The 19,586-nt window shown below is 64.9% G+C and carries 23 protein-coding genes; 9 read left to right on the forward strand and 14 right to left on the reverse strand.

Going from position 1 to position 19,586, the window contains the following annotated elements; translation table 11 throughout:
• Nucleotides 1–45 precede the first annotated feature (45 nt).
• Genes C1720_RS08220 through C1720_RS08230 form a run of 3 tightly spaced genes read right to left on the reverse strand, consistent with a single transcriptional unit; the run spans nucleotide 46 to nucleotide 2,078 of the window.
• Nucleotides 46–300, reverse strand: a complete 255-nt coding sequence (locus C1720_RS08220) for a BolA family protein (RefSeq protein ID WP_050714798.1) — start codon at nucleotides 298–300, stop codon at nucleotides 46–48.
• A 50-nt stretch (nucleotides 301–350) separates the two neighbouring features.
• A complete protein-coding gene (locus tag C1720_RS08225; protein ID WP_050714797.1) occupies nucleotides 351–1,106 on the reverse strand; it encodes an ABC transporter permease in 756 nt (251 codons plus the stop codon).
• Between the two features lie 21 nt (nucleotides 1,107–1,127).
• Entirely contained in the window at nucleotides 1,128–2,078 is a 951-nt protein-coding gene (locus C1720_RS08230) for an ABC transporter ATP-binding protein (RefSeq protein WP_102283865.1), read from the reverse strand.
• Nucleotides 2,079–2,328: 250 nt separating this feature from the next.
• Between C1720_RS08230 and C1720_RS08235 the strand changes: the two genes are divergently transcribed.
• From C1720_RS08235 to C1720_RS08260, 6 genes are all read left to right on the forward strand, one after another.
• The gene (locus C1720_RS08235) at nucleotides 2,329–3,261 is read left to right on the forward strand and encodes an adenylate/guanylate cyclase domain-containing protein (RefSeq protein WP_050714795.1); all 933 of its coding nucleotides are present in this window, start codon (nucleotides 2,329–2,331) and stop codon (nucleotides 3,259–3,261) included.
• 264 nt (nucleotides 3,262–3,525) lie between these two features.
• The gene (gene proC / locus C1720_RS08240) at nucleotides 3,526–4,356 is read left to right on the forward strand and encodes a pyrroline-5-carboxylate reductase (RefSeq protein WP_102283866.1); all 831 of its coding nucleotides are present in this window, start codon (nucleotides 3,526–3,528) and stop codon (nucleotides 4,354–4,356) included.
• Between the two features lie 54 nt (nucleotides 4,357–4,410).
• Entirely contained in the window at nucleotides 4,411–5,100 is a 690-nt protein-coding gene (locus tag C1720_RS08245; protein ID WP_102283867.1) for a fumarylacetoacetate hydrolase family protein, read from the forward strand.
• A 125-nt stretch (nucleotides 5,101–5,225) separates the two neighbouring features.
• Complete coding sequence (gene dmeF, locus C1720_RS08250; protein WP_102284587.1) at nucleotides 5,226–6,242, forward strand: CDF family Co(II)/Ni(II) efflux transporter DmeF; 1,017 nt, start codon at nucleotides 5,226–5,228, stop codon at nucleotides 6,240–6,242.
• A 186-nt stretch (nucleotides 6,243–6,428) separates the two neighbouring features.
• The gene (locus C1720_RS14000; RefSeq protein WP_199170979.1) at nucleotides 6,429–7,247 is read left to right on the forward strand and encodes a hypothetical protein; all 819 of its coding nucleotides are present in this window, start codon (nucleotides 6,429–6,431) and stop codon (nucleotides 7,245–7,247) included.
• A 322-nt stretch (nucleotides 7,248–7,569) separates the two neighbouring features.
• Nucleotides 7,570–9,093, forward strand: a complete 1,524-nt coding sequence (locus C1720_RS08260; RefSeq protein ID WP_102283868.1) for an ABC transporter ATP-binding protein — start codon at nucleotides 7,570–7,572, stop codon at nucleotides 9,091–9,093.
• 187 nt (nucleotides 9,094–9,280) lie between these two features.
• Here C1720_RS08260 and C1720_RS08265 read toward each other — a convergent pair whose 3' ends face one another.
• Nucleotides 9,281–10,237: an NAD(P)-dependent oxidoreductase gene (locus tag C1720_RS08265; RefSeq protein ID WP_082202882.1), complete on the reverse strand. Its 957-nt coding sequence runs from the start codon at nucleotides 10,235–10,237 to the stop codon at nucleotides 9,281–9,283.
• Between the two features lie 95 nt (nucleotides 10,238–10,332).
• Between C1720_RS08265 and galU the strand changes: the two genes are divergently transcribed.
• The 3 genes from galU to C1720_RS08280 all read left to right on the forward strand — a co-directional run bounded on the left by galU (nucleotide 10,333) and on the right by C1720_RS08280 (nucleotide 13,493).
• Nucleotides 10,333–11,217 carry a UTP--glucose-1-phosphate uridylyltransferase GalU gene (gene galU, locus C1720_RS08270; protein ID WP_050714789.1) on the forward strand — a complete coding sequence of 295 codons (885 nt, stop codon included), beginning with the start codon at nucleotides 10,333–10,335 and terminating at the stop codon, nucleotides 11,215–11,217.
• A gap of 160 nt (nucleotides 11,218–11,377) precedes the next feature.
• Nucleotides 11,378–12,445, forward strand: a complete 1,068-nt coding sequence (locus C1720_RS08275; protein ID WP_102284589.1) for a 6-phosphofructokinase — start codon at nucleotides 11,378–11,380, stop codon at nucleotides 12,443–12,445.
• Between the two features lie 190 nt (nucleotides 12,446–12,635).
• Nucleotides 12,636–13,493, forward strand: coding sequence for an RluA family pseudouridine synthase (locus C1720_RS08280; RefSeq protein WP_102283869.1), 858 nt, complete (start codon nucleotides 12,636–12,638; stop codon nucleotides 13,491–13,493).
• A gap of 199 nt (nucleotides 13,494–13,692) precedes the next feature.
• On the opposite strand, the gene C1720_RS08285 is transcribed toward C1720_RS08280, so the two are convergent.
• From C1720_RS08285 to C1720_RS08325, 10 genes are all read right to left on the reverse strand, one after another.
• Entirely contained in the window at nucleotides 13,693–14,349 is a 657-nt protein-coding gene (locus tag C1720_RS08285; protein WP_102283870.1) for a GAD-like domain-containing protein, read from the reverse strand.
• A gap of 29 nt (nucleotides 14,350–14,378) precedes the next feature.
• Nucleotides 14,379–15,431 (reverse strand): YeiH family protein, encoded by a 1,053-nt coding sequence (locus tag C1720_RS08290; protein ID WP_102283871.1) that lies wholly within the window; start codon nucleotides 15,429–15,431, stop codon nucleotides 14,379–14,381.
• A 101-nt stretch (nucleotides 15,432–15,532) separates the two neighbouring features.
• Nucleotides 15,533–15,940 (reverse strand): hypothetical protein, encoded by a 408-nt coding sequence (locus C1720_RS08295; protein WP_050714785.1) that lies wholly within the window; start codon nucleotides 15,938–15,940, stop codon nucleotides 15,533–15,535.
• Between the two features lie 245 nt (nucleotides 15,941–16,185).
• Complete coding sequence (locus C1720_RS08300) at nucleotides 16,186–16,473, reverse strand: hypothetical protein (RefSeq protein ID WP_102283872.1); 288 nt, start codon at nucleotides 16,471–16,473, stop codon at nucleotides 16,186–16,188.
• A gap of 90 nt (nucleotides 16,474–16,563) precedes the next feature.
• Nucleotides 16,564–16,860: a hypothetical protein gene (locus tag C1720_RS08305; RefSeq protein ID WP_146006931.1), complete on the reverse strand. Its 297-nt coding sequence runs from the start codon at nucleotides 16,858–16,860 to the stop codon at nucleotides 16,564–16,566.
• Nucleotides 16,861–16,885: 25 nt separating this feature from the next.
• Nucleotides 16,886–17,110: a hypothetical protein gene (locus C1720_RS13005; protein ID WP_146006932.1), complete on the reverse strand. Its 225-nt coding sequence runs from the start codon at nucleotides 17,108–17,110 to the stop codon at nucleotides 16,886–16,888.
• 103 nt (nucleotides 17,111–17,213) lie between these two features.
• Nucleotides 17,214–17,498, reverse strand: a complete 285-nt coding sequence (locus C1720_RS08310; protein ID WP_102283874.1) for a hypothetical protein — start codon at nucleotides 17,496–17,498, stop codon at nucleotides 17,214–17,216.
• A gap of 224 nt (nucleotides 17,499–17,722) precedes the next feature.
• On the reverse strand, nucleotides 17,723–18,007 hold the full coding sequence (locus tag C1720_RS08315; protein WP_102283875.1) for a hypothetical protein: 285 nt from the start codon (nucleotides 18,005–18,007) through the stop codon (nucleotides 17,723–17,725).
• 89 nt (nucleotides 18,008–18,096) lie between these two features.
• Entirely contained in the window at nucleotides 18,097–18,393 is a 297-nt protein-coding gene (locus C1720_RS08320; protein WP_102283876.1) for a hypothetical protein, read from the reverse strand.
• Nucleotides 18,390–19,586 (reverse strand): hypothetical protein (locus tag C1720_RS08325; protein WP_233199871.1); only part of this gene is annotated, 1,197 nt, incomplete at its 5' end. The genes C1720_RS08320 and C1720_RS08325, both read right to left, overlap by 4 nt.

A 19,586-nucleotide genomic window follows, 5' to 3' on the forward strand; every position in this document is an offset into this window, starting at 1 on the left:
GAAGGGGGGCTGCACAGGCTCTTGACGGCGGGCTGCCAGCGGGGCTTAGGCCTGCGGCTTTGCCTGCCGCTGCGCCCATTCGGCGGGCGTGAGGGTTTTCATGGAAAGGGCGTGCAGGGCTTCGCTTTTCAGGCTTTCGCCCAGGGCGGCGTAAACCTGCTGGTGGCGCTGGATGGGGCGCTTGCCCTCAAAGGCGGGCGAGACGATGAGGGCGAACCAGTGCCGGCCATCGCCTTGCACTTGCAGGTGCTCGCAGGGCAAAGCGGCGGCGATCAGGGTTTGGATTTCTTCTGCGTCCATGTGGGCGTTCCTTTGTGAAAGTGGGAGCGGGAGGTGTGCAAGAGGGCGCTTCAGCTGCGCAGCTTGTAGCCGCTTTTGAGCAGGGCCAGCGCCAGCAGGGAGCAGGCGGCGCTGGCGGCGGCCGTCACGCCCAGGGCCAGCCAGGGCGAGACGTCGCTTATGCCGAAAAAGCCGTAGCGAAAGCCGTCAATCACGTAGAAAAACGGGTTCAGGCGGCTGGCGCTTTGCCAGAAAGCGGGCAGCGAGTGAACGGAATAGAACACGCCCGAGAGCATGGTCAGCGGCATGACGAGAAAGTTCTGGAAGGCGGCCATCTGGTCGAACTTTTCGGCCCACAGCCCGGCAATCAGCCCCAGCGCGCCCATCAGCGCCGCGCCGCACAGCGCAAAAGCCAGCGCCCACAGCGGCTGCGCAAGCGAAAAGCGCGCGAACAGCCAGGCCGCCGCGCCCACGCCCAGGCCCACGGCCAGCGCGCGCACGATGGACGAGCCGACGTAAGCGGCAAACCAGGCGCGGTGCGACAGCGGCGCAAGCTGCACAAAGACCAGGCTGCCCGTGATCTTGCTCTGGATGAGGCTGGAGGAGCTGTTGGCGAAGGCGTTTTGCAGCACGCTCATCATCACCAGCCCCGGCGCGAGAAAGGCGGTGTAGCTCACGCCTTCATACACCTGCACGTGCGCGTCGAGCACGTGGCTGAAGATGAGCAGATACAGCAGCGCCGAGAAAACGGGCGCGCCAATGGTTTGCAGGCCCACTTTCCAAAAGCGCAGCACTTCTTTGTAGAACAGGGTTTGCCAGCCGGTCATCAGGGGGAGCCTTTGGTTTTTTCAGCGCGCGGCCATCACGTTCAGGAACACGTCTTCCAGATCGGCGTGGCGCACTTCCACGTTTTCGGCCAGCAGGCCGGCCTGGCGCACGGCGGCCAGCGCCTGCTCCACGTCGTCGGCGCTTTGCACGTTCAGCTGCACCACGCGCCCTGTCACGCGCGCCTGCGGCAGCAAGGCGGCGGGCAGGCGCTCCAGAACGCCGGCCTGCCCCGCATCACCCGCCGCGCCCGCCACGGTGAAGCTGAGCTGGCTGGCGCGGGTGCTGGCCAGCAGTGCGGCGGTGTCGTCCAGCGCCACCAGGCGGCCCTTGCGCAGCATGGCAATGCGGCCCGCCAGCGCCTGGGCTTCTTCCAGATAGTGCGTGGTCAGCATGATGGTGTGGCCCTCGCGGTTCAGGCGCGCGATGAACTGCCACAGGCTCTGGCGCAAGTCCACATCCACGCCCGCCGTCGGCTCGTCCAGCACGATGACGGGCGGGCGGTGCACCAGCGCCTGCGCCACCATCAGCCGCCGCTTCATGCCGCCGGAAAGATGGCGCGGCTGGGCGTCGGCCTTGTCGGCCAGGCCCAGATGGGCCAGCAGCTCGTCAATCCACGCCTCATTGCGCCGGATGCCGAAATAGCCCGATTGCAGGCGCAGCGCCTCGCGCACGCTGAAAAAGGGGTCGCTTGCCAGCTCTTGCGGCACCACGCCCAGCAGGCGGCGCGCGCGCAGCGGCTCGCGCTGCGCGTCCACCCCCAGCACCAGCGCCCGCCCGCTGCTGGCGCGCGCCAGCCCGGCCAGAATGCTGATGAGCGTGGTTTTGCCCGCACCGTTAGGCCCCAGCAGGCCCAGAATGCCGCCTTCGGCCACGTCAAACGACACCTCATCCAGCGCCATAAAGGCAGGCGCGCCGCCGCGCAGGGGCGCGTAACGCTTGCTGACGGATTGAAAGGAGAGGGCGGCGGGCATGGGGCGCGGGATTGTAGGAGCTGCCGCCCGCCCGCGCAGGAGCAGGAAATCAGGGCTGCTTCCGTCCGCCCGTGGGCGCAAAAAGCCCATCCCGATCAGGGCCTGAACAGGCGTTGAGAGCGGGTTTCAGGCCTTCGCTCCGTAGAATCACGCATTCTGCGCGGACGGTCCGCGCGCCCCACGTGACTCCACGTCAAAAACTCCAAAAAGAAAGCGCCTGCGGCCTCTCCGGCGGGCGCGCGTTGCCGCCATGAATCGAAGCCAGACCATCGTCTTCATTGATCTGGTCGGGAGCGCCAGCGCATTTGAAACACTGGGCAATGAGCAGGTCGCCGGCGCCATGGCCAGGCTCACCCGCTGGATCAGCCGCGTGTGCGAGAGCTGCGGCGGAGAAATCATCAAACGGCTGGGCGATGGCGTGCTGGCCGCCTTTGACAGCCCGGCTGCCGCCATTCGCGCCAGCATGGCCGTGCAAAGCAGGCATGCCCGTCATCTGAACCGCTGGCCGCCGCCCATGCGCAGGGGCCTGCGCGTGGGCATGGCCGCTGGCGAAGTGGTGCGCCTGAGCGATGACGTTTACGGCGAGGCGCTGAACCTGGCCGCGCGCCTGTGCGAAATGGCCGGCGGCGGCCGCATTCTGGCTGCGCGCGAAGTCATGGAAGGCATTGGCCCGCAAGCGCGGCCGCCGCGCAGCCGCCCGCTGGGCAGCCTGGCCATACGCGGCCTCAGGCAGCCGCGCGCGGTGTTCCAGATTGAGTGGGACGACAGCGCCAGCACCGACTTTCTCACCATCTCCGGCGCCATCGACGCTGGCAGCGCAAGCGGCATGCCGCCGCTTCCCAAATACGCCATCACGCTTGTGAGGGAAGGCGCGTCGGCTACTTTCCGCTCCGGCGAAATGCCCGTTCTGCTGGGGCGCGCGCCGCAGTGCCACTTCGTCATCGCCGACCCGCGCGCCTCGCGCCAGCATGCCCGGCTGGAATACAGCAACGGCAATATCTCCCTGGCCGACACCAGCACCTACGGCACCTGGGTGTGCTTTGACGACGGCCAGCACACCGAGCTGGCCTTGCGCCGCAGCAGCTGCGTTCTGCACGCCAGGGGCCACATCTCGCTGGGCATGCCGTGCTTTGAAGCGGGCGCGCTTGTCATTGGCTACCAGCTCCGCCAGGAAGCGGCCTGAAATCCCGCAGGGGCCGGAGGCGGGAGCGTGTTTGACCGGCATTTTCCGCTCCTTTATTCGTAGCATGATGTCCTAGTGGAATGTGCGTAAGGGCCGTTTTTGGCACCTTGAATCAGCTCCTGTTTTTGATGTTTCTGGCGCTTTTTCCTTGCGCGATCCGCCGGGTGGAGCAGGCCGCGCGCGTTGCCTCGCCCGGGTTTGCCGCGAAGCGCAGCCCTCCAGCCTGAAAATCCTGGCCCGCGCAACGCTATTTCAGGACGTTTCATGAGCTTTTCCCTTCCTCCCATTGTTTTTGTCGGCGGCGGCAACATGGCCAGCGCCATTGCGGGCGGGCTGCTGCGCCAGGGCGCGCCTGCGGCGGACATCACCGTGATTGAGCCGCAGGCGGCCCAGGCGCAAGCTCTGCGCGAGCGGCTGGGCGTGGCTGCGCTGCCAGACGCCGAAGCGGCGCGGGCCGCGCTGGCGCAGGCCGCGCTGGTGGTCTGGGCCGTCAAGCCCCAGGTGCTGGCGCAGGCGGCCGCGCCGGTGGCTCCGCATGCGCGGCAGGCGCTGCATCTTTCAGTGGCGGCGGGCATCGGCACGGACAGCCTGGCCCGCTGGCTGGGCACGCCGCGCGTGATTCGCGCCATGCCCAACACGCCCGCGCTGGCGGGGCGGGGCATGACGGGGCTGTATGCCCGGCCCGAAACCAGCGAGGCCGACCGCGCGCTGGCCTGCCGCGTGATCGACGCCACGGGCGAGCATTTGTGGGTGAGCGAGGAGCCGCTGCTGGACGCCGTGACGGCGCTGTCAGGCTCCGGCCCCGCCTACGTTTTCTACTTTCTGGAGGCCATGCAGCAAGCGGGCGGGCAGATGGGGCTGCCCGCCGCCGACGCGCTGCGTCTGGCCATTGCCACGTTCAGCGGCGCCAGCGCGCTGGCCGCCCAGTCTGGTGAGCCGCCCGCCGCGCTGCGCGAGCGCGTGACGAGCAAGGGCGGCACCACTTTCGCCGCCCTTTCAGCCTTGCAGGCGGCGGGCGTGGATGCGGCTTTCATCGCTGCCATGCACGCGGCGCGCCAGCGCGCGCAGGAGCTGGGGCGCGAGTTTGGCGGCTGAAAGACGGTTTTTTGAAGGGCGCGCCGCCGCCCTTCGCTTTTTTGTGTTTTCGCCATGACTGCCTACGTTTTTCCTCCGCCTGCGCGGCCCGCCGTGGCCGTGCGCGGCGCTTCGTCGCTTTACGCCGTCTCGCGCATCTTCTGCGTGGGGCGCAACTACGCGGGGCATGCGCGCGAAATGGGGTCTGACCCCGCGCGCGAGCCGCCGTTTTACTTTTGCAAATCGCCCGCTGCGCTTGCGCCCAGCGGCGCGGCCGTGCCTTACCCGCCGGGCACGGACGAGCTGCACCACGAGGTGGAGCTGGTCGTGGCCATCGGGCGAAGCGCCTTGCGCATTGCGCCTGAACAGGCGCTGGACTGCGTGTGGGGCTACGCCTGCGGGCTGGACATGACGCGGCGCGATTTGCAGGCTGCCGCCAAGGCGAAAGGCCGCCCCTGGAGCCTGGCGAAAGACTTTGAAAACGCCGCCGTCATCTCGCCGCTGGCGCCAGCCAGCGCCATCGGCCATCCGCAAGCGGGGCGCATTCATCTGAGCGTGAACGGCCAGCTGCGCCAGCAGGGCGATCTGGCCGACATGATCTGGAGCGTGCCCGAGGTGATTGCCAATCTCTCGCAGTACTACCGCTTGCAGCCGGGCGACCTGATCTACACCGGCACGCCCGAAGGCGTGGGCGCGGTGCGCGCGGGCGACGCGCTGGCCGGCGGCATCGAGGGCGTGGGCGAGGTGGCGCTGACCATCGCCTGACTGCGGGAGTCCGGCATAGAACAGGTTCCCGGCGCACATGCCCCTGCTGACGTGTCGCCTTTGGCCGCCGGGCCGGGGCGGCAGCCATGAGAATCGGCGGTTTTCATTTGCAAGGGTTTCGCAACATGCACACCGAAGACCTCTCGCGCTGGACGCACTCGCACGACTTCAACCCACACGGCCAGGAGCAGAAAAAGGCCGAGCGCGGCACGCGCCTGGTGCTGGCGCTGACGGTGGCGGCCATGCTGCTGGAAATTGGCGCGGGCTGGTGGACTGGCTCGATGGCGCTGCTGGCCGATGGCTGGCACATGAGCTCGCACGTGCTGGCCATTGGCCTGTCGGCCTTTGCCTACGCGGCCGCGCGACGGCTGGCCAAGGACACGCGCTTTGCCTTCAGCACCTGGAAGATTGAAGTGCTGGCGGGCTTTGCCAGCGCCATCTTGCTGGCGGGCGTGGCAGCGCTGATGGTGGCCGGCTCGCTGGAGCGGCTGCTGGCGCCGCAGCCCATCCGCTACGCGGAGGCCATCGCCGTGGCGCTGCTGGGGCTGGCGGTGAACGTGGCCAGCGCCTTCATTCTGGGCGGCGCGCACGATCACGGGCATGCGCACGGACATTCACACGGGCATGCGCACAGCCACGCGCACGGGCATTCACACGATCACGGCCACGGCCATTCGCACGATCACGGCCATGAAGACCTGAACCTGAAGGCCGCCTACATCCACGTGATAGCCGATGCGGCCACGTCGGTGCTCGCCATCGCCGCGCTGGCCTGCGGCTGGGCCTGGGGCTGGGACTGGATGGACCCCGTGATGGGCATCGTGGGCGCGGCGCTGGTGGGCGTGTGGGCCAAGGGTCTGATCGTGGAAACGGGCAAGGTGCTGCTCGACCGCGAGATGGACGCGCCTGTGGTGGCCGAAATCCGCGAGGCCATTGAAAACCCGCCCGACGCGGGCTGCACCCGCGTGAGCGACTTGCACGTGTGGCGCGTGTCCAAAGACGTTTACGCCTGCGCGCTGACGGTGGTCACGCACGACCGCGCTCTCACCGCCGACGCCTTGCGCCAGCGCATCGCCATTCACGAAGAAGTGGCGCACAGCACCATCGAGATTCAGCACTGCCCGGGCGGCGCGCGCTGCTGAACCGCTTTTCTTGCCGCCCGAATCGACGGGGCCGGCGCCGATGGTGAATTGCGCGCGCCCTGTCCGCTTGCAGGCGCTTCCCAATTGAAAAGCTTGCTCACATAATCGGGGCCTTTTTCCATTTCGCCACGCCGCAAGCCGCCTTTCGCTTCTCCGGCGCGCGCCCAGTTCTGCCAAGGGCTACGCATGACACACGCACTGCGCCTTTATTTCCCTCCTGCCGTCGTGCAGCGCGGCAAGCGCATGGATTCCGCTTTTGCCGGGGCCTGGACGGGCGCTTTGCCCAGGGCGGTTTTGCAGTTCAGCTTTCCGGCTTTTGCGCCGCTGCCCATTTCCCCTTACGCCCCGCTTGCCTTGCCTGATGCGGCGCAGCGCTTCATGCAGAGCGTCTTGCGCGCCCTGCACACGCAGCGCCTGCTTTGGCAGGCGTGGCATCTCTACTTCCGCCAGATCAGCCAGATTCAGGAGAACATCATGGCAACCGCCAAAACACCATCCAAAAAACCGGCCGCCAAGGCCGAGGCCGCCGATGCGCCAGCGCTCGCTTCCAAAGCCGTAGCAGCGCCCAAGGCTCCCGTCGCAAAAAAGAGTGTCGCCAGCGCCGCCGCCAAGGCGGAAAAGCCCGCTGCCAAAGCCGCTGCGGCCAAGAAAGAAGCTGCGCCCAAGGCCCCGGCGGCGGAATCCGGCGTGAAAACGGCTGCAAAACCCGCTGTGAAAACAGCTGCCAAAACAACGGCCAAGCCCGCAACGGCCAAGCCCGCCGCCAGCGCGGCCGCTGAAGCGGAAAAGCCCGCAAAGAAAGCCGCTCCTGCCAAGCCCGCAGCGGCGGCCCAGCCTGCGCCTGAAGCCCAGGCCGCCGCTCCGGCCGCCAAGCCGGCAGCCAAGAAGCCTGCGTCCCGCTCCAAGGCAGGCAGCGCCAAGAAAGCCGCCCGGCCGGCTCCCAAGACCACGCTGGCGCCTCATGCGCCTTGGCCGCACCACTTTCCCACAGGGGCCAAGCCCTGAGAACCGGTTCAGTGACCGTGCGTGCGGAAAGCGCGGATTTGGGCGCAGCCCCAGCGCTCTGCGGCGTTGCAAGTCCTCGCCGGGTTGCAAGGCGCGGGAGGCGGGCAAGAAGGCGTTTTTCGCTCCTTAATCAATAGCAAGACCTCCCCGCCAAATAAGCGCAAGGCCCCTTTTCAGCTTTCTGAATTCGCTCCTTTTTTGATGTGCCCAGCCGCCCGCCGCCTTTGCGTGGCGGGCGTTTCGTTTCTGGCTCCGGCCCGCTTTGCTTCCGCCCGCTTCAATCCGTCTGGCTCCGCTCTTTTCCTGCCCACCGTTCGCTTTCATGACCACCCCTGCGCGCCTTGAGCTGCAAGGCATTACCAAGCAATACCCCGGCGTTCTGGCCAATGACCGCGTCTCGCTCACCGTGCAGCCGGGCGAAATTCATGCCGTGCTGGGTGAAAACGGCGCGGGCAAAAGCACGCTGATGAAGATCATCTATGGCGCCGTCCAGCCCGATGCGGGCGAAATGCGCTTTGACGGCCAGCGCGTGCGCATTCACAGCCCGCAGCAGGCGCGCCAGCTGGGCGTGGCCATGGTGTTTCAGCACTTCAGCCTGTTTGACTCGCTCACCGTGGCCGAAAACGTGTGGCTGGGGCTGGACAAAGCCATGCCGCTGGCGCAAGTGCAGCGCCGCATTGGCGAAGTGGCCGCCGCCTACGGCCTGCCGCTTGACGCGCGCCGCCCCGTGCACTCGCTCAGCGTGGGCGAAATGCAGCGCGTAGAAATCATCCGCGCCCTGCTGGCCAGCCCGCGCCTGCTCATCCTGGACGAACCCACTTCCGTGCTCACCCCGCAGGCCGTTGAAAAGCTCTTTGCCACGCTGCGCCAGCTGGCCGCGCAAGGGTGCAGCATCCTCTACATCAGCCACAAGCTGCACGAAATCCGCGCACTGTGCAGCGCCTGCACCGTCATGCGCGGCGGCAAAGTGGCGGGCGTGTGCGACCCCCGGCAGGAAAGCAACGCCTCACTGAGCCGCATGATGATTGGCGCCGAGCCGCCCGCGCTGGAGCAGCGCCCGCACGCCATTGGCCAGCCCGTGCTGCAAGTGCGCGGCCTGTCGCTGCCCGCCGCAGCGGCCTTTGGCGTTGATCTGCAAGACATCTCGCTGGACGTGCATGCGGGCGAAGTCGTCGGCATCGCCGGCATTTCCGGCAACGGGCAAAGCGAGCTGCTGGCCGCTCTTTCCGGCGAAGACACGCGCGCGCCGCAGGCGGCCATCCGCATTGCGGACCAGCCCGCCGGGCATCTGGCGCCTGGCAAGCGCCGCGCGCTGGGCCTGCACTTCGTGCCCGAAGAGCGGCTGGGGCGCGGCGCCGTGCCCGAGCTGGGCCTGGCGCACAACCTGCTGCTCACCCGCCGCGAAGCCGCCGGCCCGCTGGGCTGGCTGCGCATGGGCCAGCTGACGGCGCAGGCGCAAGCCATCATGAACCGCTTTGGCGTCAAGGCCACCAGCCCGCACACGCCCGCGCGCGCCCTCTCGGGCGGCAACCTGCAAAAGTTCATCATGGGCCGCGAAATGGACGCCCGCCCCCGGCTCTTCATCGCCGCCCAGCCCACCTGGGGCGTGGACGTGGGCGCGGCCGCGCAAATTCACGACGCCCTGCTGACGCTGGCCGCCAGCGGCTGCGCCGTGCTCGTGTTCAGCGAAGAGCTGGACGAGCTGCTTGCCCTGTGCAACCGCCTGCACGTCATTGCCCTTGGCCGCCTCTCGCCCTCGCTGCCCCGCAGCCAGGCCAGCGTGGAACGCGTGGGCGCATGGATGAGCGGCCTGTGGGAAGCCGAAGCCAGCCCCGCAGCGGCCTGACTGCGCCCCTGGCCCCTCCAGCCACCCTCGCCTGCATCAGAAACAGGAGCAAATCCATGGGCATGAAAACGGCTTCTGCGCAGTATCCACTAGGACATCATGCTATGAATGAAGGAGCGAAAAAAGCGCCTGCGCATCCGCCTTGTCTCCGCGACCGCAGCCAGGCCAGGAGCAGCCCTGCCGCGCGCTACAGCGGCATGGGCGCGCTTTCCAGCGCCACGCGCTGGGTGTCTGACAGTTGCAGCAGCTCGTGCGTGCGGTCGGCCAGGTACCAGCTGGCGCGCAGCAGGGCTTCTTGCGTGGCGCAGGCCATGTTGGGGGTGATGCGCAGGCGCGGCACGTTGCGCAAAGGGGAATCGGCGGCGATTTGATCGGGTTCGCTCAGGTCCAGCACGCAGGCGCCCAGGTGGTTGCTGCGCAGGGCCTGGGCCAGCGCGGGCAAATCGAACAGGGCGGGCGCGCTGATGCTGGTCCAGAACTGGCCGGTGCGGCAGACGGCCAGGGCGCTTTCGCTGACCATGCCGCGATGGCGCGAGGCAAAGGCCATTTGCACGGCCACCGCGTCGGCGGTGGCCAGCAGCTCGGTGAATGTGACGGGCTGCACGCCCAGGCGCTGCCACAAATCGGCCGTGCGGTGCAAGGCGGGGTCAAAGCCGATCACGCGCGCGCCCAGGGCGGTGAGCAAGGTGGCCAGCAGGTGCGCGGTGGGCGTCATGCCCAGCAGGCCGATGACGCTGTCATTGATTTCGCGGCCCCGCAGGGGCACGCCGTCCAGGGGCATGACGGGCTGGGGCGCGCCATTGCGCATCATCATCATCAGGTTGCCCAGCTGGAATTCGGCGTTGGCGCGCACGTTGGCGTTGATGGCGCGCAGCACGCGCACGCGGCGGCGGCGGCAGGCTTCGTCGTCTATGTTTTCGGTGTCGCCGTGCAGGCAGGCCACCACGGCCAGGCAGGGCGCGAAGTCCAGCAGCGCGCTATCCACCCGCACTTCGGGCGTGACGAAAAGGGCGCGCGTTTTGTACAGCCGCCGGTGCAGCTCGGCGCGGTCGTGCGCGAGCATGGGCTGGTAGCTGACCTGGTGCCTGTCAGATAGCCACAGCTGCGCATCGGGCGCCAATTCATCCAGCAGCAAAATCTCCATGTTTTGGCTCCTTGCCTTTTTCCGTCTGGTTACGTCCCTGTGTTGAAGACTGTAACTTTATCATTCACGATTTTTCCACGCACGCGCTTTTACTCATGCCTTTTTCTACTGTGCAAACCGCCGTTTTCCCTGTTGCCGGCCTGGGCACGCGCTTTCTGCCGGCCACCAAGGCCAGCCCCAAGGAAATGCTGCCCATCGTGGACAAGCCCCTGATCCAGTACGCCGTGGAAGAGGCCTGGGCGGCGGGCGTGCGGCACATGGTGTTTGTCACGGGCCGCAGCAAGCGCGCCATTGAAGACCACTTCGACACCGCCTACGAGCTGGAAAGCGAGCTGGAAGCGGCGGGCAAGGCCGAGCTGCTGGCGCTGGTGCGCGCCGTGCAGCCCGAAGGCATGCTGTGCAGCTACGTGCGCCAGCCGCGCTCGCTGGGCCTGGGGCACGCCGTGCTGTGCGCGGCGCACATCGTGGGCAACCATCCTTTCGCCGTGCTGCTGGCCGATGACCTGATGGTGGGGCCGCCCGGCGGCGCGCCCGTGCTGGCGCAAATGACGCAAGCCTTCACCCGGCTGGGCCGCTGCCTGCTGGCGGTGCAGGAGGTGCCGCCCGAGCAGGTGCGCCGCTACGGCATCGTGGCCGGGCAGCCGGCGGGCGAGCGTCTGCTGGCCATTGACCGCATCGTGGAAAAACCCAGCCCCGAAGAGGCGCCCTCGCGCATGGGCGTGGCGGGCCGCTACATCCTCACCCCGCGCATCTTTGACGAAATCCGCAAGCAGCCGCGCGGCGTGGGCGGCGAAATCCAGCTCACCGACGCCATTGCCCGCCTCATGCAAAGCGAGCGCGTGTATGCCTACCAATACGAAGGCGCGCGCTACGACTGCGGCAGCAAGGAAGGCTTTTTGCAGGCCACCGTGGAGCTGGCCCTGCAACACCCGAAGATGGGCGAGGGCTTTCGCCGTTATCTGAAGGGCCTCACGCTCTGACGGGCCTTGCCTTGCGCCAAGGGCGGGCCAGACAATCGGAAAGGAGCTTTTCTTGCTCCTTGCGATCTGCTCTTCTTTTTGCTTCCTGGCAGCCCTGCCCGATTTCTTTCCAACCTTGCTGCCCGCTTTGGCGGGCATTTTTTGTTTCTGGAGCCAAGTCATGAAAGTCGGCATCCTCACTGGCGGCGGCGACTGCCCTGGGCTGAACGCCGTCATCCGCGCCACCGCCAAATCCCTGCTGCGCCACGGGCGGGCCGAAGTCATCGGCATCGCCGACGGCTTTGCGGGCCTGATGGAAGGGCACACCCGGGCGCTGGACTGGGCCGCCGTCAGCGGCATCCTCTTTTCGGGCGGCACCATTTTGGGCACCAGCAACCGGGCCGATCCGCTGGCCTCGCCCGCCAGCGCAGCGCACGCCTGCGCCACGGCGCGCGCGCTGGGGCTGGATGCCATCGTCGCCATCGGCGGCAACGGCACCATGACCATTGCCAACGGGCTGGCTGCGCACGGGCTGAAATTCGTGGGCGTGCCCAAAACCATCGACAACGACATTGAAGGCTGCGCCCGGAGCTTTGGCTTTGACACCGCCGTGGCCACCGCCACCCGCGCGCTGGAGCAGGTGCAAACCACCGGCCAGAGCCACGGCCGCGTGATGATTGTGGAAACGATGGGCCGCTACGCAGGCTGGATTGCGCTGGAAGCGGGCATCGCCGGCGCGGCCGATGCCATCTTGCTGCCCGAAATCGACTTCAACCCCGCCGCCCTCGTGCGCCTGTGCCAGCGGCGCGAGCGCTGCCGCGCGCACACCGTCATCTGCATCGCCGAAGGCGCCAAGCCGGCGGGCGGCGCGCTCACCATCGAGCGCGTCATCCAGGGCAGCCCCGACCCCGTGCGCCTGGGCGGCGTGGCCCACACCCTGCGCGCCCTGCTGGAGCCGCACCTCAAAAGCGAAGTGCGCGCCACCGTTTTGGGCCACGTGCAGCGCGGCGGCCCGCCCACGCCGTATGACCGCATCCTGGCCACCCAATTTGGCCACCAGGCCGCCAGCCTGGTGTTGCAAGGGCGCTTCAACCGCATGGTCACGCTCGCCAGCGACACGCCCGGCAGCGCGCTGGGCGACATCGCCCTGTCGGAAGTGGCCGACCGCACCCGCTGCGTGCCGCTGAATCACCCGCTGGTCATCACCGCCCGCGAAATCGGCGTGAGCTTTGGCGACGAGGCAGATTGAAGCGGCGGGCGGAAAAACTGCGAACGGCCAGCGCAAGGCCACGCTCCTGATAGCGGCCAAGCCCGTCAAACCGTGCGGCAAAGGCGCAAAGGCGCAAAGGCGTTTTCTGGCCCCTGAATTGGCTCCTGCTCCGTGGTGAAACCGGAAGCGCAGCCTGCCCCTACGAACCGGCTTTGAACAGGCTCTGAACATGCTTTTGCCGCCGCCGCCCGCGCCCGTTTACGCCGATGAACACCTGCTGGCCTTTGACAAGCCCGCCGGCTTGCTGGCCGTGCCGGGCCGGGGGCCGGACAAGGCCGATTGCCTCAGCGCCCGCGTGCAGGCCGTCTGGCCCGAGGCGCTCATCGTCCACCGGCTAGACGAAGCCACCAGCGGCCTCATCCTCATGGCCCGCAGCCCGCGCGTGCAGCGCCTGCTGGGCGAAGCCTTTGCGCAGCGCCGCGTACGCAAGCGCTACGAAGCCGTGGTTGGCGCCAGCGCCGCCGCCGTGGCTGCCGCTTTTGCCGCCGCTTCCACCGCCAGCCAGCCTGAGGCAGACGAGCAGTCGGATGAATGGGCGGATGAATGGGCGGACGAATGGGCGGATGAATGGCCGCAAGAGCAGGAGGCGGAAAAAGACGAAACCGCCGCCTTGTCTGCCGCCCTGTCTGCCACTTTGTTAGCCGTTTCCGCCCCGCCCGGATGGGCCGCCATCGGCCTGCCCCTGCTGCCCGACTGGCCGCGCCGCCCGCGCAGCAAGGTCGATCACGCCCACGGCAAACCCAGCCTCACCCTCTGGCGCCCCGCAGGCGGCGGCCCGCTGCCCGGCACGGCGCGCGTGGCGCTGCGGCCCATCACGGGCCGCTCCCACCAGCTGCGCGTGCACCTGGCCGCCATCGGCCTGCCGATTGCGGGCGACGCGCTCTACGCCCCGCCCGCCGCGCAGGCGCTGGCTCCGCGCCTGCTGCTGCACGCCAGCGCCCTGCAACTGAAGCACCCAGCCACCGGCAAGCCGCTGCGCCTGGCCAGCCGGACGCAGCATTTCGACGCCCTGTTTCCCCAGGCATGACGGTCCGCCAGCATCAAAAGCCATGAGTGCCGCTCCAGCGCCTCTGCGCAAAAACATCAGAAAAAGGAGCGAATAAAAAGGGCCAAAATGCCGCCCTGCGCAATGTCCACTAGGACATCATGCTATGGATAAAGGAGCGAAATAAGACCGGGTATTCAACATCCAGGCCTGCCCTCTGCCGCGCGCGGGTTTCCCCGCTTCACAGCGCCACAAAGCGCGGCGCGCCGCGCTCCAGGGCCAGATCGTGCTGGGCCAGCAGCGGCACGCGGGCCATGTTGGCAATGCTGCGCGAGCCGCCCAGGCTGGGGTGGAGCCTGAAGCCATACATCTCCTCCGCCTGCAAGGGGCCAAGCCGGTACGTCAGACGGGCGAACAGGGGGCGCTGCGCGTCATCTTCCTGCTCGAAGGTTTCGGGGCGCAGCCCGCCCCAGAAGCGGCGCATCTGCGCATCGGCCTCCGCGCCGGGGGCCTGTGCGGGGGCGCGGTCGGCGCTGGCGTAGTGAAAGACGATGCCCTCCAGCGGGCTGATGAGCGCCACCTGCCCCTTGCCGCTGGCCCACACCAGCAGCTCGCCAAAGGCCGTGCGGGCAATGACGGCCAGATCACGCCGCTGGCGCAGCAGCGTGCCTTGCAGCCAGCGCGCCAGCAGCGACTCGAACTCCTGCGGATTGGTCATCCACATCAGGCCATCGCCAAAACCGCAAACGCCCACCTCGCGCCAGTAAGTGAAAAGCTGCCGGGGCAGCAGGCCCGCGCAGGCGTCAAAAGCCGCCTCCGGCATTGGCTGGGCGTGCACGGGCGAGCCAAACAAGGCCAGAAAGCGCCCGAAGTCTTCATCCAGTGATTGCGGCGTCATGTGTCAGCTCCTTTGCAAAAAGGAAAAAATCAGGCGGCCAGCAGCACCTGCACGAGGCCGCCCGCGCCCACCAGCCACGCGAAAACCAGCAGCCCCAGCAGCAAAGGCCTGATTCCCGCTTGCCGTATGGCGGAAAAATGCGTGGAAAGCCCCAGCGCCGCCATCGCCATGGCCAGCAGCCAGGTATCGGCCTGCACCAGCGCCGCCACCCAGGCGGCAGGCAGCAGGTTCAGCGAATTGAACAGCATCACGCCAATGAAAACGAAGGCAAACCAGGGAATGACGATGCGGCCTTCCCCCTCCTTTTCGCCCTGGCCCGTTCGCCCTTGCGGCGCAGGCGCGCCGCGCCGCCCCAGCCACAGCGACAGCAGCAGCAAAAAAGGCGCCAGCATCATCACGCGGATCATCTTGGTCGTCACCGCAATATCGGCCACCGCCGCATTGATGGCCTTGCCCGCCGCCACCACCTGCGCCACCTCGTGCACGCTGGAGCCGATGTACACGCCAAACTGCCCGTCCGACAGCGGCCACCAGTGCCAGGCGTGCATCTGCGGATACAGAAAAATGCCCGCCGTGCCGTAAATCACCACCGTCGCCACCGCCACCGCCACGCGGTCAGCGCCTGCGCGCAGCACCGGCGCCGTGGCAATCACCGCCGCCGCGCCGCAAATGCTGCTGCCCGCGCCCATCAGCAGCACCGTCTGCCGCTCCATCTTCAGCCAGCGCAGGCCCAGCCAGCAAGTCAGCAAAAAAGTGGAAGCGAGCATCAGCGCATCCGCCGCGAAACTGGCCAGCCCCACATCCAGCACCTGCCCCAGCGTCAGCCGGAAGCCATACAGCATGATCCCCAGCCGCAGCAACGGCCCCTTGCAAAACAGCATGCCCGCATGACAGCGCACCGCCACGCGCGGATAAACCGTGTTGCCCGCCAGCATGCCGATGACGATGGCCAGCGTCAGCAGGCTGAACCCCGCCTGCGCCGCCCACGCGCTGCGCCCCGCCAGCCAGGCCGCCGCAACCACCGCGCTCACCGCCAGCAGCCCCGCCGCCTTGGCCAGCGGCCCCGTTCCTTCAGATCGCATCGCCCGTTTCTCCTGCCGCCATTATCTGGCGGGGGCGGCGGCGGCCTTCTTGCGCCAGGGCAAAACAAGGCGCGGCGGCGCGGCGGGCGGGCGAATAGGCGCTATCCGTTCATCCACACCCCTGCCAGCAGCAGGGCGCAAACCAGCAGAAAAGCCAGCCATTGGGGCTGCGCCTGGAAATAATCCGCCCAGCCAGCGCGCGAGAAAAAAAGCGTTCCCAGCCAAAAAAGCGCGTAAAACGCATGCAGCAGGGCGATGAACAAAATCAGCCAAAAATGAAAGCCCATGATTTTCGCCCCCATCAGCAGGCAGAAAACCGCGCCCAGCAGCAAATCGGCGCTGACCATGTGAAAAACGCCATGCCCCGTCAGCCAGTAATCAAAAGCCTTGCCCGCATCCGCCCGCGCCGGGCCGGGGCGAAGCCGCCGAAACTCCGCGCCGCCCGCGAAAAAATGAATGCCGCATAAAACAAGCTGAACCACGCCTGCTGAAAGAACCCAGTAATTCATGAAACCATCGCCATTTGCTATTGAAACCTGCGCAGAGCCTGGCTGGAAGAAACCGCAGGCCGCCCGAGTCCACGCTTTTCACCCCCATTCTCCGAATTTGAGCAAGCTCTCTGCGCAGCCCATTCTTCCGGAAACAACCCGTCCGGAATCAAAAGCGGCATTCTAAATACAGCAGGCTGGTGACCTGACGCTATTTCTTGATGCCCCGCAAAGTCATGACCCTGAACTTTTTGGGAGGGAACGGCTTATTCCATCTGCTTGATATTTCTGTTCCACAGGGCCATGGCGGTATCGACGCCTTTTTTGCGGTCGCCTGAATCGAAGGCGGCGAACATTTCTTCAATCTGGGCGTCGATGGCGGGAATGAGGGCGGCATCGCGCTTGAGCTGGCCCTTGGCTTCGGACCAGTAGCGCAGCATATCGGTCCGGTTTTGTTCATAGTGGATGGCGGGAAATGGATAACGGTCTGGTGCGAACATGGCGCACAAGGCCACTTCGGCGGAGAAATCAGCGAGCAGTTTCTTGAGGGACATGATGAAAAGGTGAAAATATGAGGGGCAAACTAAAAATGCCGCCATTGATATGGATCGAAGCAATGGCGGCATTCCGGGGCAGCAAGTCGGTTAGCGCAATTTCTCGATTTGAGCGCCATACAGAGCCATTGCGAGGAGAACGCCTTTATCCTTGTCGCCGGATCCAAAGGCGCAAAACATCTCATCCATCAGGGCTTCAATGAGCGCGATGCGATCCGTGTCGCGCTTGAGCTTCAATTTGATTGCAGCCCAGTAACGCTGGACATTGGATTTTTTTTCCTCATAGAGTCCGTAGCACATTGATTTCGGATTCATTGAAGATACGCAGAGGAGCAGGCTGCCAGAAAGACAATCCAGCAGTTCTCTCAAATTCATGGTATTGGTCATTTTGGAGAAAGAGGGAACTTGTTTCTCACTTTACTGATTCAAAGGCGGCAGACATCTCAGCCATCAGTGCTTCAATGGGGGCTATTTGATTCAAATCTCTTTTCATCTTCTCCTTGGCATCAGACCAGTGCCGCAGGATATTCTTTTTGTTTGGCTCGTAAGTTATGTGTGGTGATGCACAGCGGTCCGGCGCTAATGTGATGCTGACAAGTTCATCAGCCAGATAGTCAAGGGATTCTCTTAATGTCATGGCATGGCCTTTGGAATAAATTCCGTCCTGAATCGGTCTGAAAGACTTATTCCCACTGGCATATAGCAAACCAAAGACGGCATTTGAGAGGGGGCGCGGCTGGCTAGCGTAGTTTCTTGATATGGCCGCAGCCCCACAAGGCCATTGCAATGAGAACGCCCTTGTCTTGGTTTCCGGATTCAAAGGCGCAAAACATCTCATCCATCAGGGCATCAATAGGCGCGATGTGGTCCACGTCGCGCCTGAGCTTTGGTTTGGCCTCAGCCCAGTATTCCAATATTCGGGCCTTCCTTGACTTATATGCCATGCGGAAGGCGTGCGGATCCTTTCTTAGCGTAATACCGACCAGTGCGTCGGCAAGATAGCTAAGTGATTCATTCAAAGTCATGGCATAAGCTCTTTGGGAGGAAGGAGGGATCTTGTTGATATTCTACCTGGGAATGGAATACGAGCCGCTCAGCGCATCAGAGCGAATAATCATGTCATGGCCTTCGTGGATGGAACGCCATTATCCAGCTTGCCGGATATTCTCATTCACAAAGACTGCGTGCTGTGCATACAAATATTCATCTGCTCCATCAAGCGGGCGCCCATTTGGCTGTCAAGGGCCGGCTATTCCATTTGCTTGATATTTCTGTTCCACAGGGCCATGGCGGTATCGGCGCCTTTTTTGCGGTCGCCTGAATCGAAGGCGGCGAACATTTCCTCAATCTGGGCGTCGATGGCGGGAATGAGGGCGGCATCGCGCTTGAGCTGGCCTTTGGCTTCGGACCAGTAGCGCAGCAGGTTTGCCTTGTTTTGTTCGTAGCTCATTGGCATCAGGTAGCGGTCATGCGCGAACATGGCGCAAAAGGCGACTTCAGTGGAGAAATCGGCGAGGGTTTCTTTGAGAGACATAATGCAGAAACGTCAGAGGGATTCAGGGGAATACTGCCATTGGCATCCGCCCAAATGCGCCAGCTACTTGAAAATAGCAATGGCGGCATTTACCGGAATTTTTCAAACTGGCTGCCCCATAGAGACATAGTAATGTTTATTCCTTTGTCTCTTCTGCCAGATTCAAAAGCAGCGAACGCCTCGCTGAGCATGGCTTCAATGGGTGCGATACGATCCGTGTCGCGTTTGAGCTTCAATTTGATTTCGGCCCAGTATCGCTGAATATTGGATTTCTGTTCCTCATAGGATCCGTAGTGCATTGATTTCGGATTCACAGAAGCTACACAGAGAAGCAGGCTGCCAAAAAAGCAATCCAGTAATTCTCTCAAATTCATGGTGTCGGTCATTTTGGAGAAAGAGGAAACTTGTTGATATATCGCCCGGGAATGGCATACGAGCCTCCCAGCGCGTCGGGGCGGATGACCATGTAATGGCCTTCGCGGATCGAATGCCATTGCCTGATTTGCCGGGTATTGGGGTTCTTGAAGGCCAGAGTGCTGTCGAGGTAAAAGTTTTCTCCCAAACGTGCATCAGGAATGCCATACCGGTCTGAATCAGGCGAAGTGATATACCGGTTGATGGCGGCTATTTGAGATGACTGGCTCTCATTGATGCCCAGGCTATTTAAAGCATCTCGTAGGATTTGGCGAGATGATCTATCTACGTGCCTGCCAATAGCCATATTCAAACTGATCTCATGTGGGCGCCGCAATTTGCCCTGACTTTCCAGCTCCAAAGCTTCCTGATATGCGTCATTCACCGCTTGATACTGCAAATTGATCATATGCCTCTCAAATTCCTGCACCGTCATATTCTGATTGCCAATGCGAATATCGCGGTAGTTTTCGCCCCAGGTTGCGCGCAAGCGCCGGTCTTGCAGGAAGGCGTTGTAGTCGCTTTGCAGGCGTTGCGCGGTAGCCTGATAGTCGCGCACGAGGTTGCCGCCGTTCACCCAGGCCATCTGGTATTCGTTGGAGACGTTGGTCATGCCCGCCTCGCGCATGCGCTGGCGCATGTCATCAATCTGGCGCTTGGCGTTGGCTCGATCGTTGATTTGCCTCATCCGGGCCAAATCGTTGTACAGGGCCGGAAGCTCGCCCAGAAAGCCAATCGGGTCTGCTGCCAGATTCAGCGCGGCATCCCAGCCCTGATTGACGACGGGCGAAACCGCGCGCATTCCGCGCGGTGCGCGCGGAGCGCCGCCGCCGGTGGGGATGAAGTCGCCGCTGTCGGGCAGGGAGTCTTCGCGGGCCTGCTCGGCGATCAGCTCGCGCACGACCTGGCGGTGAATGTCGCGCAGGTGTTCGGGGATGAATGAGTCGGGCTGGGAGTGGTCCCTGTTGTCGCGCTGGATGGGGCCGCCGCCGCTGTCTTCGCTGATGACGCGGCCAGCGAACGGAGGCGGCGGGCTGCCTGCTGGCGGGGCGGGGGGCGCGGGTTCAATGCTGGCTCTTTTACACATCTCCGAGCCCACGAGGCGGACTCCTTTCTCGTATGCCCTCCTTTTGCTGGAAAAAAAAAACCACATCTCCTGCCACCT

Source organism: Ottowia massiliensis (genome assembly GCF_900240305.1).
Lineage (GTDB): Bacteria > Pseudomonadota > Gammaproteobacteria > Burkholderiales > Burkholderiaceae_C > Ottowia > Ottowia massiliensis.

What these genes read in the sequence shown, in the direction of transcription:
- proC (WP_102283866.1), top strand. Translation starts at nt 3,526, where the DNA reads ATGAGCTTTTCCCTTCCTCCCATTGTTTTTGTCGGCGGCGGCAACATG.
- C1720_RS08295 (WP_050714785.1), bottom strand. Translation starts at nt 15,940, where the DNA reads ATGAATTACTGGGTTCTTTCAGCAGGCGTGGTTCAGCTTGTTTTATGC.
- C1720_RS08280 (WP_102283869.1), top strand. Translation starts at nt 12,636, where the DNA reads ATGCTTTTGCCGCCGCCGCCCGCGCCCGTTTACGCCGATGAACACCTG.
- C1720_RS08275 (WP_102284589.1), top strand. Translation starts at nt 11,378, where the DNA reads ATGAAAGTCGGCATCCTCACTGGCGGCGGCGACTGCCCTGGGCTGAAC.
- C1720_RS08300 (WP_102283872.1), bottom strand. Translation starts at nt 16,473, where the DNA reads ATGTCCCTCAAGAAACTGCTCGCTGATTTCTCCGCCGAAGTGGCCTTG.
- C1720_RS08265 (WP_082202882.1), bottom strand. Translation starts at nt 10,237, where the DNA reads ATGGAGATTTTGCTGCTGGATGAATTGGCGCCCGATGCGCAGCTGTGG.
- C1720_RS14000 (WP_199170979.1), top strand. Translation starts at nt 6,429, where the DNA reads ATGACACACGCACTGCGCCTTTATTTCCCTCCTGCCGTCGTGCAGCGC.
- C1720_RS08305 (WP_146006931.1), bottom strand. Translation starts at nt 16,860, where the DNA reads ATGACCAATACCATGAATTTGAGAGAACTGCTGGATTGTCTTTCTGGC.
- C1720_RS08260 (WP_102283868.1), top strand. Translation starts at nt 7,570, where the DNA reads ATGACCACCCCTGCGCGCCTTGAGCTGCAAGGCATTACCAAGCAATAC.
- C1720_RS08320 (WP_102283876.1), bottom strand. Translation starts at nt 18,393, where the DNA reads ATGACCGACACCATGAATTTGAGAGAATTACTGGATTGCTTTTTTGGC.
- C1720_RS08220 (WP_050714798.1), bottom strand. Translation starts at nt 300, where the DNA reads ATGGACGCAGAAGAAATCCAAACCCTGATCGCCGCCGCTTTGCCCTGC.
- C1720_RS08225 (WP_050714797.1), bottom strand. Translation starts at nt 1,106, where the DNA reads ATGACCGGCTGGCAAACCCTGTTCTACAAAGAAGTGCTGCGCTTTTGG.
- C1720_RS08235 (WP_050714795.1), top strand. Translation starts at nt 2,329, where the DNA reads ATGAATCGAAGCCAGACCATCGTCTTCATTGATCTGGTCGGGAGCGCC.
- C1720_RS13005 (WP_146006932.1), bottom strand. Translation starts at nt 17,110, where the DNA reads ATGACATTAAGAGAATCCCTTGACTATCTGGCTGATGAACTTGTCAGC.
- C1720_RS08315 (WP_102283875.1), bottom strand. Translation starts at nt 18,007, where the DNA reads ATGTCTCTCAAAGAAACCCTCGCCGATTTCTCCACTGAAGTCGCCTTT.
- C1720_RS08290 (WP_102283871.1), bottom strand. Translation starts at nt 15,431, where the DNA reads ATGCGATCTGAAGGAACGGGGCCGCTGGCCAAGGCGGCGGGGCTGCTG.
- C1720_RS08310 (WP_102283874.1), bottom strand. Translation starts at nt 17,498, where the DNA reads ATGACTTTGAATGAATCACTTAGCTATCTTGCCGACGCACTGGTCGGT.
- galU (WP_050714789.1), top strand. Translation starts at nt 10,333, where the DNA reads ATGCCTTTTTCTACTGTGCAAACCGCCGTTTTCCCTGTTGCCGGCCTG.
- C1720_RS08285 (WP_102283870.1), bottom strand. Translation starts at nt 14,349, where the DNA reads ATGACGCCGCAATCACTGGATGAAGACTTCGGGCGCTTTCTGGCCTTG.
- C1720_RS08245 (WP_102283867.1), top strand. Translation starts at nt 4,411, where the DNA reads ATGACTGCCTACGTTTTTCCTCCGCCTGCGCGGCCCGCCGTGGCCGTG.
- dmeF (WP_102284587.1), top strand. Translation starts at nt 5,226, where the DNA reads ATGCACACCGAAGACCTCTCGCGCTGGACGCACTCGCACGACTTCAAC.
- C1720_RS08230 (WP_102283865.1), bottom strand. Translation starts at nt 2,078, where the DNA reads ATGCCCGCCGCCCTCTCCTTTCAATCCGTCAGCAAGCGTTACGCGCCC.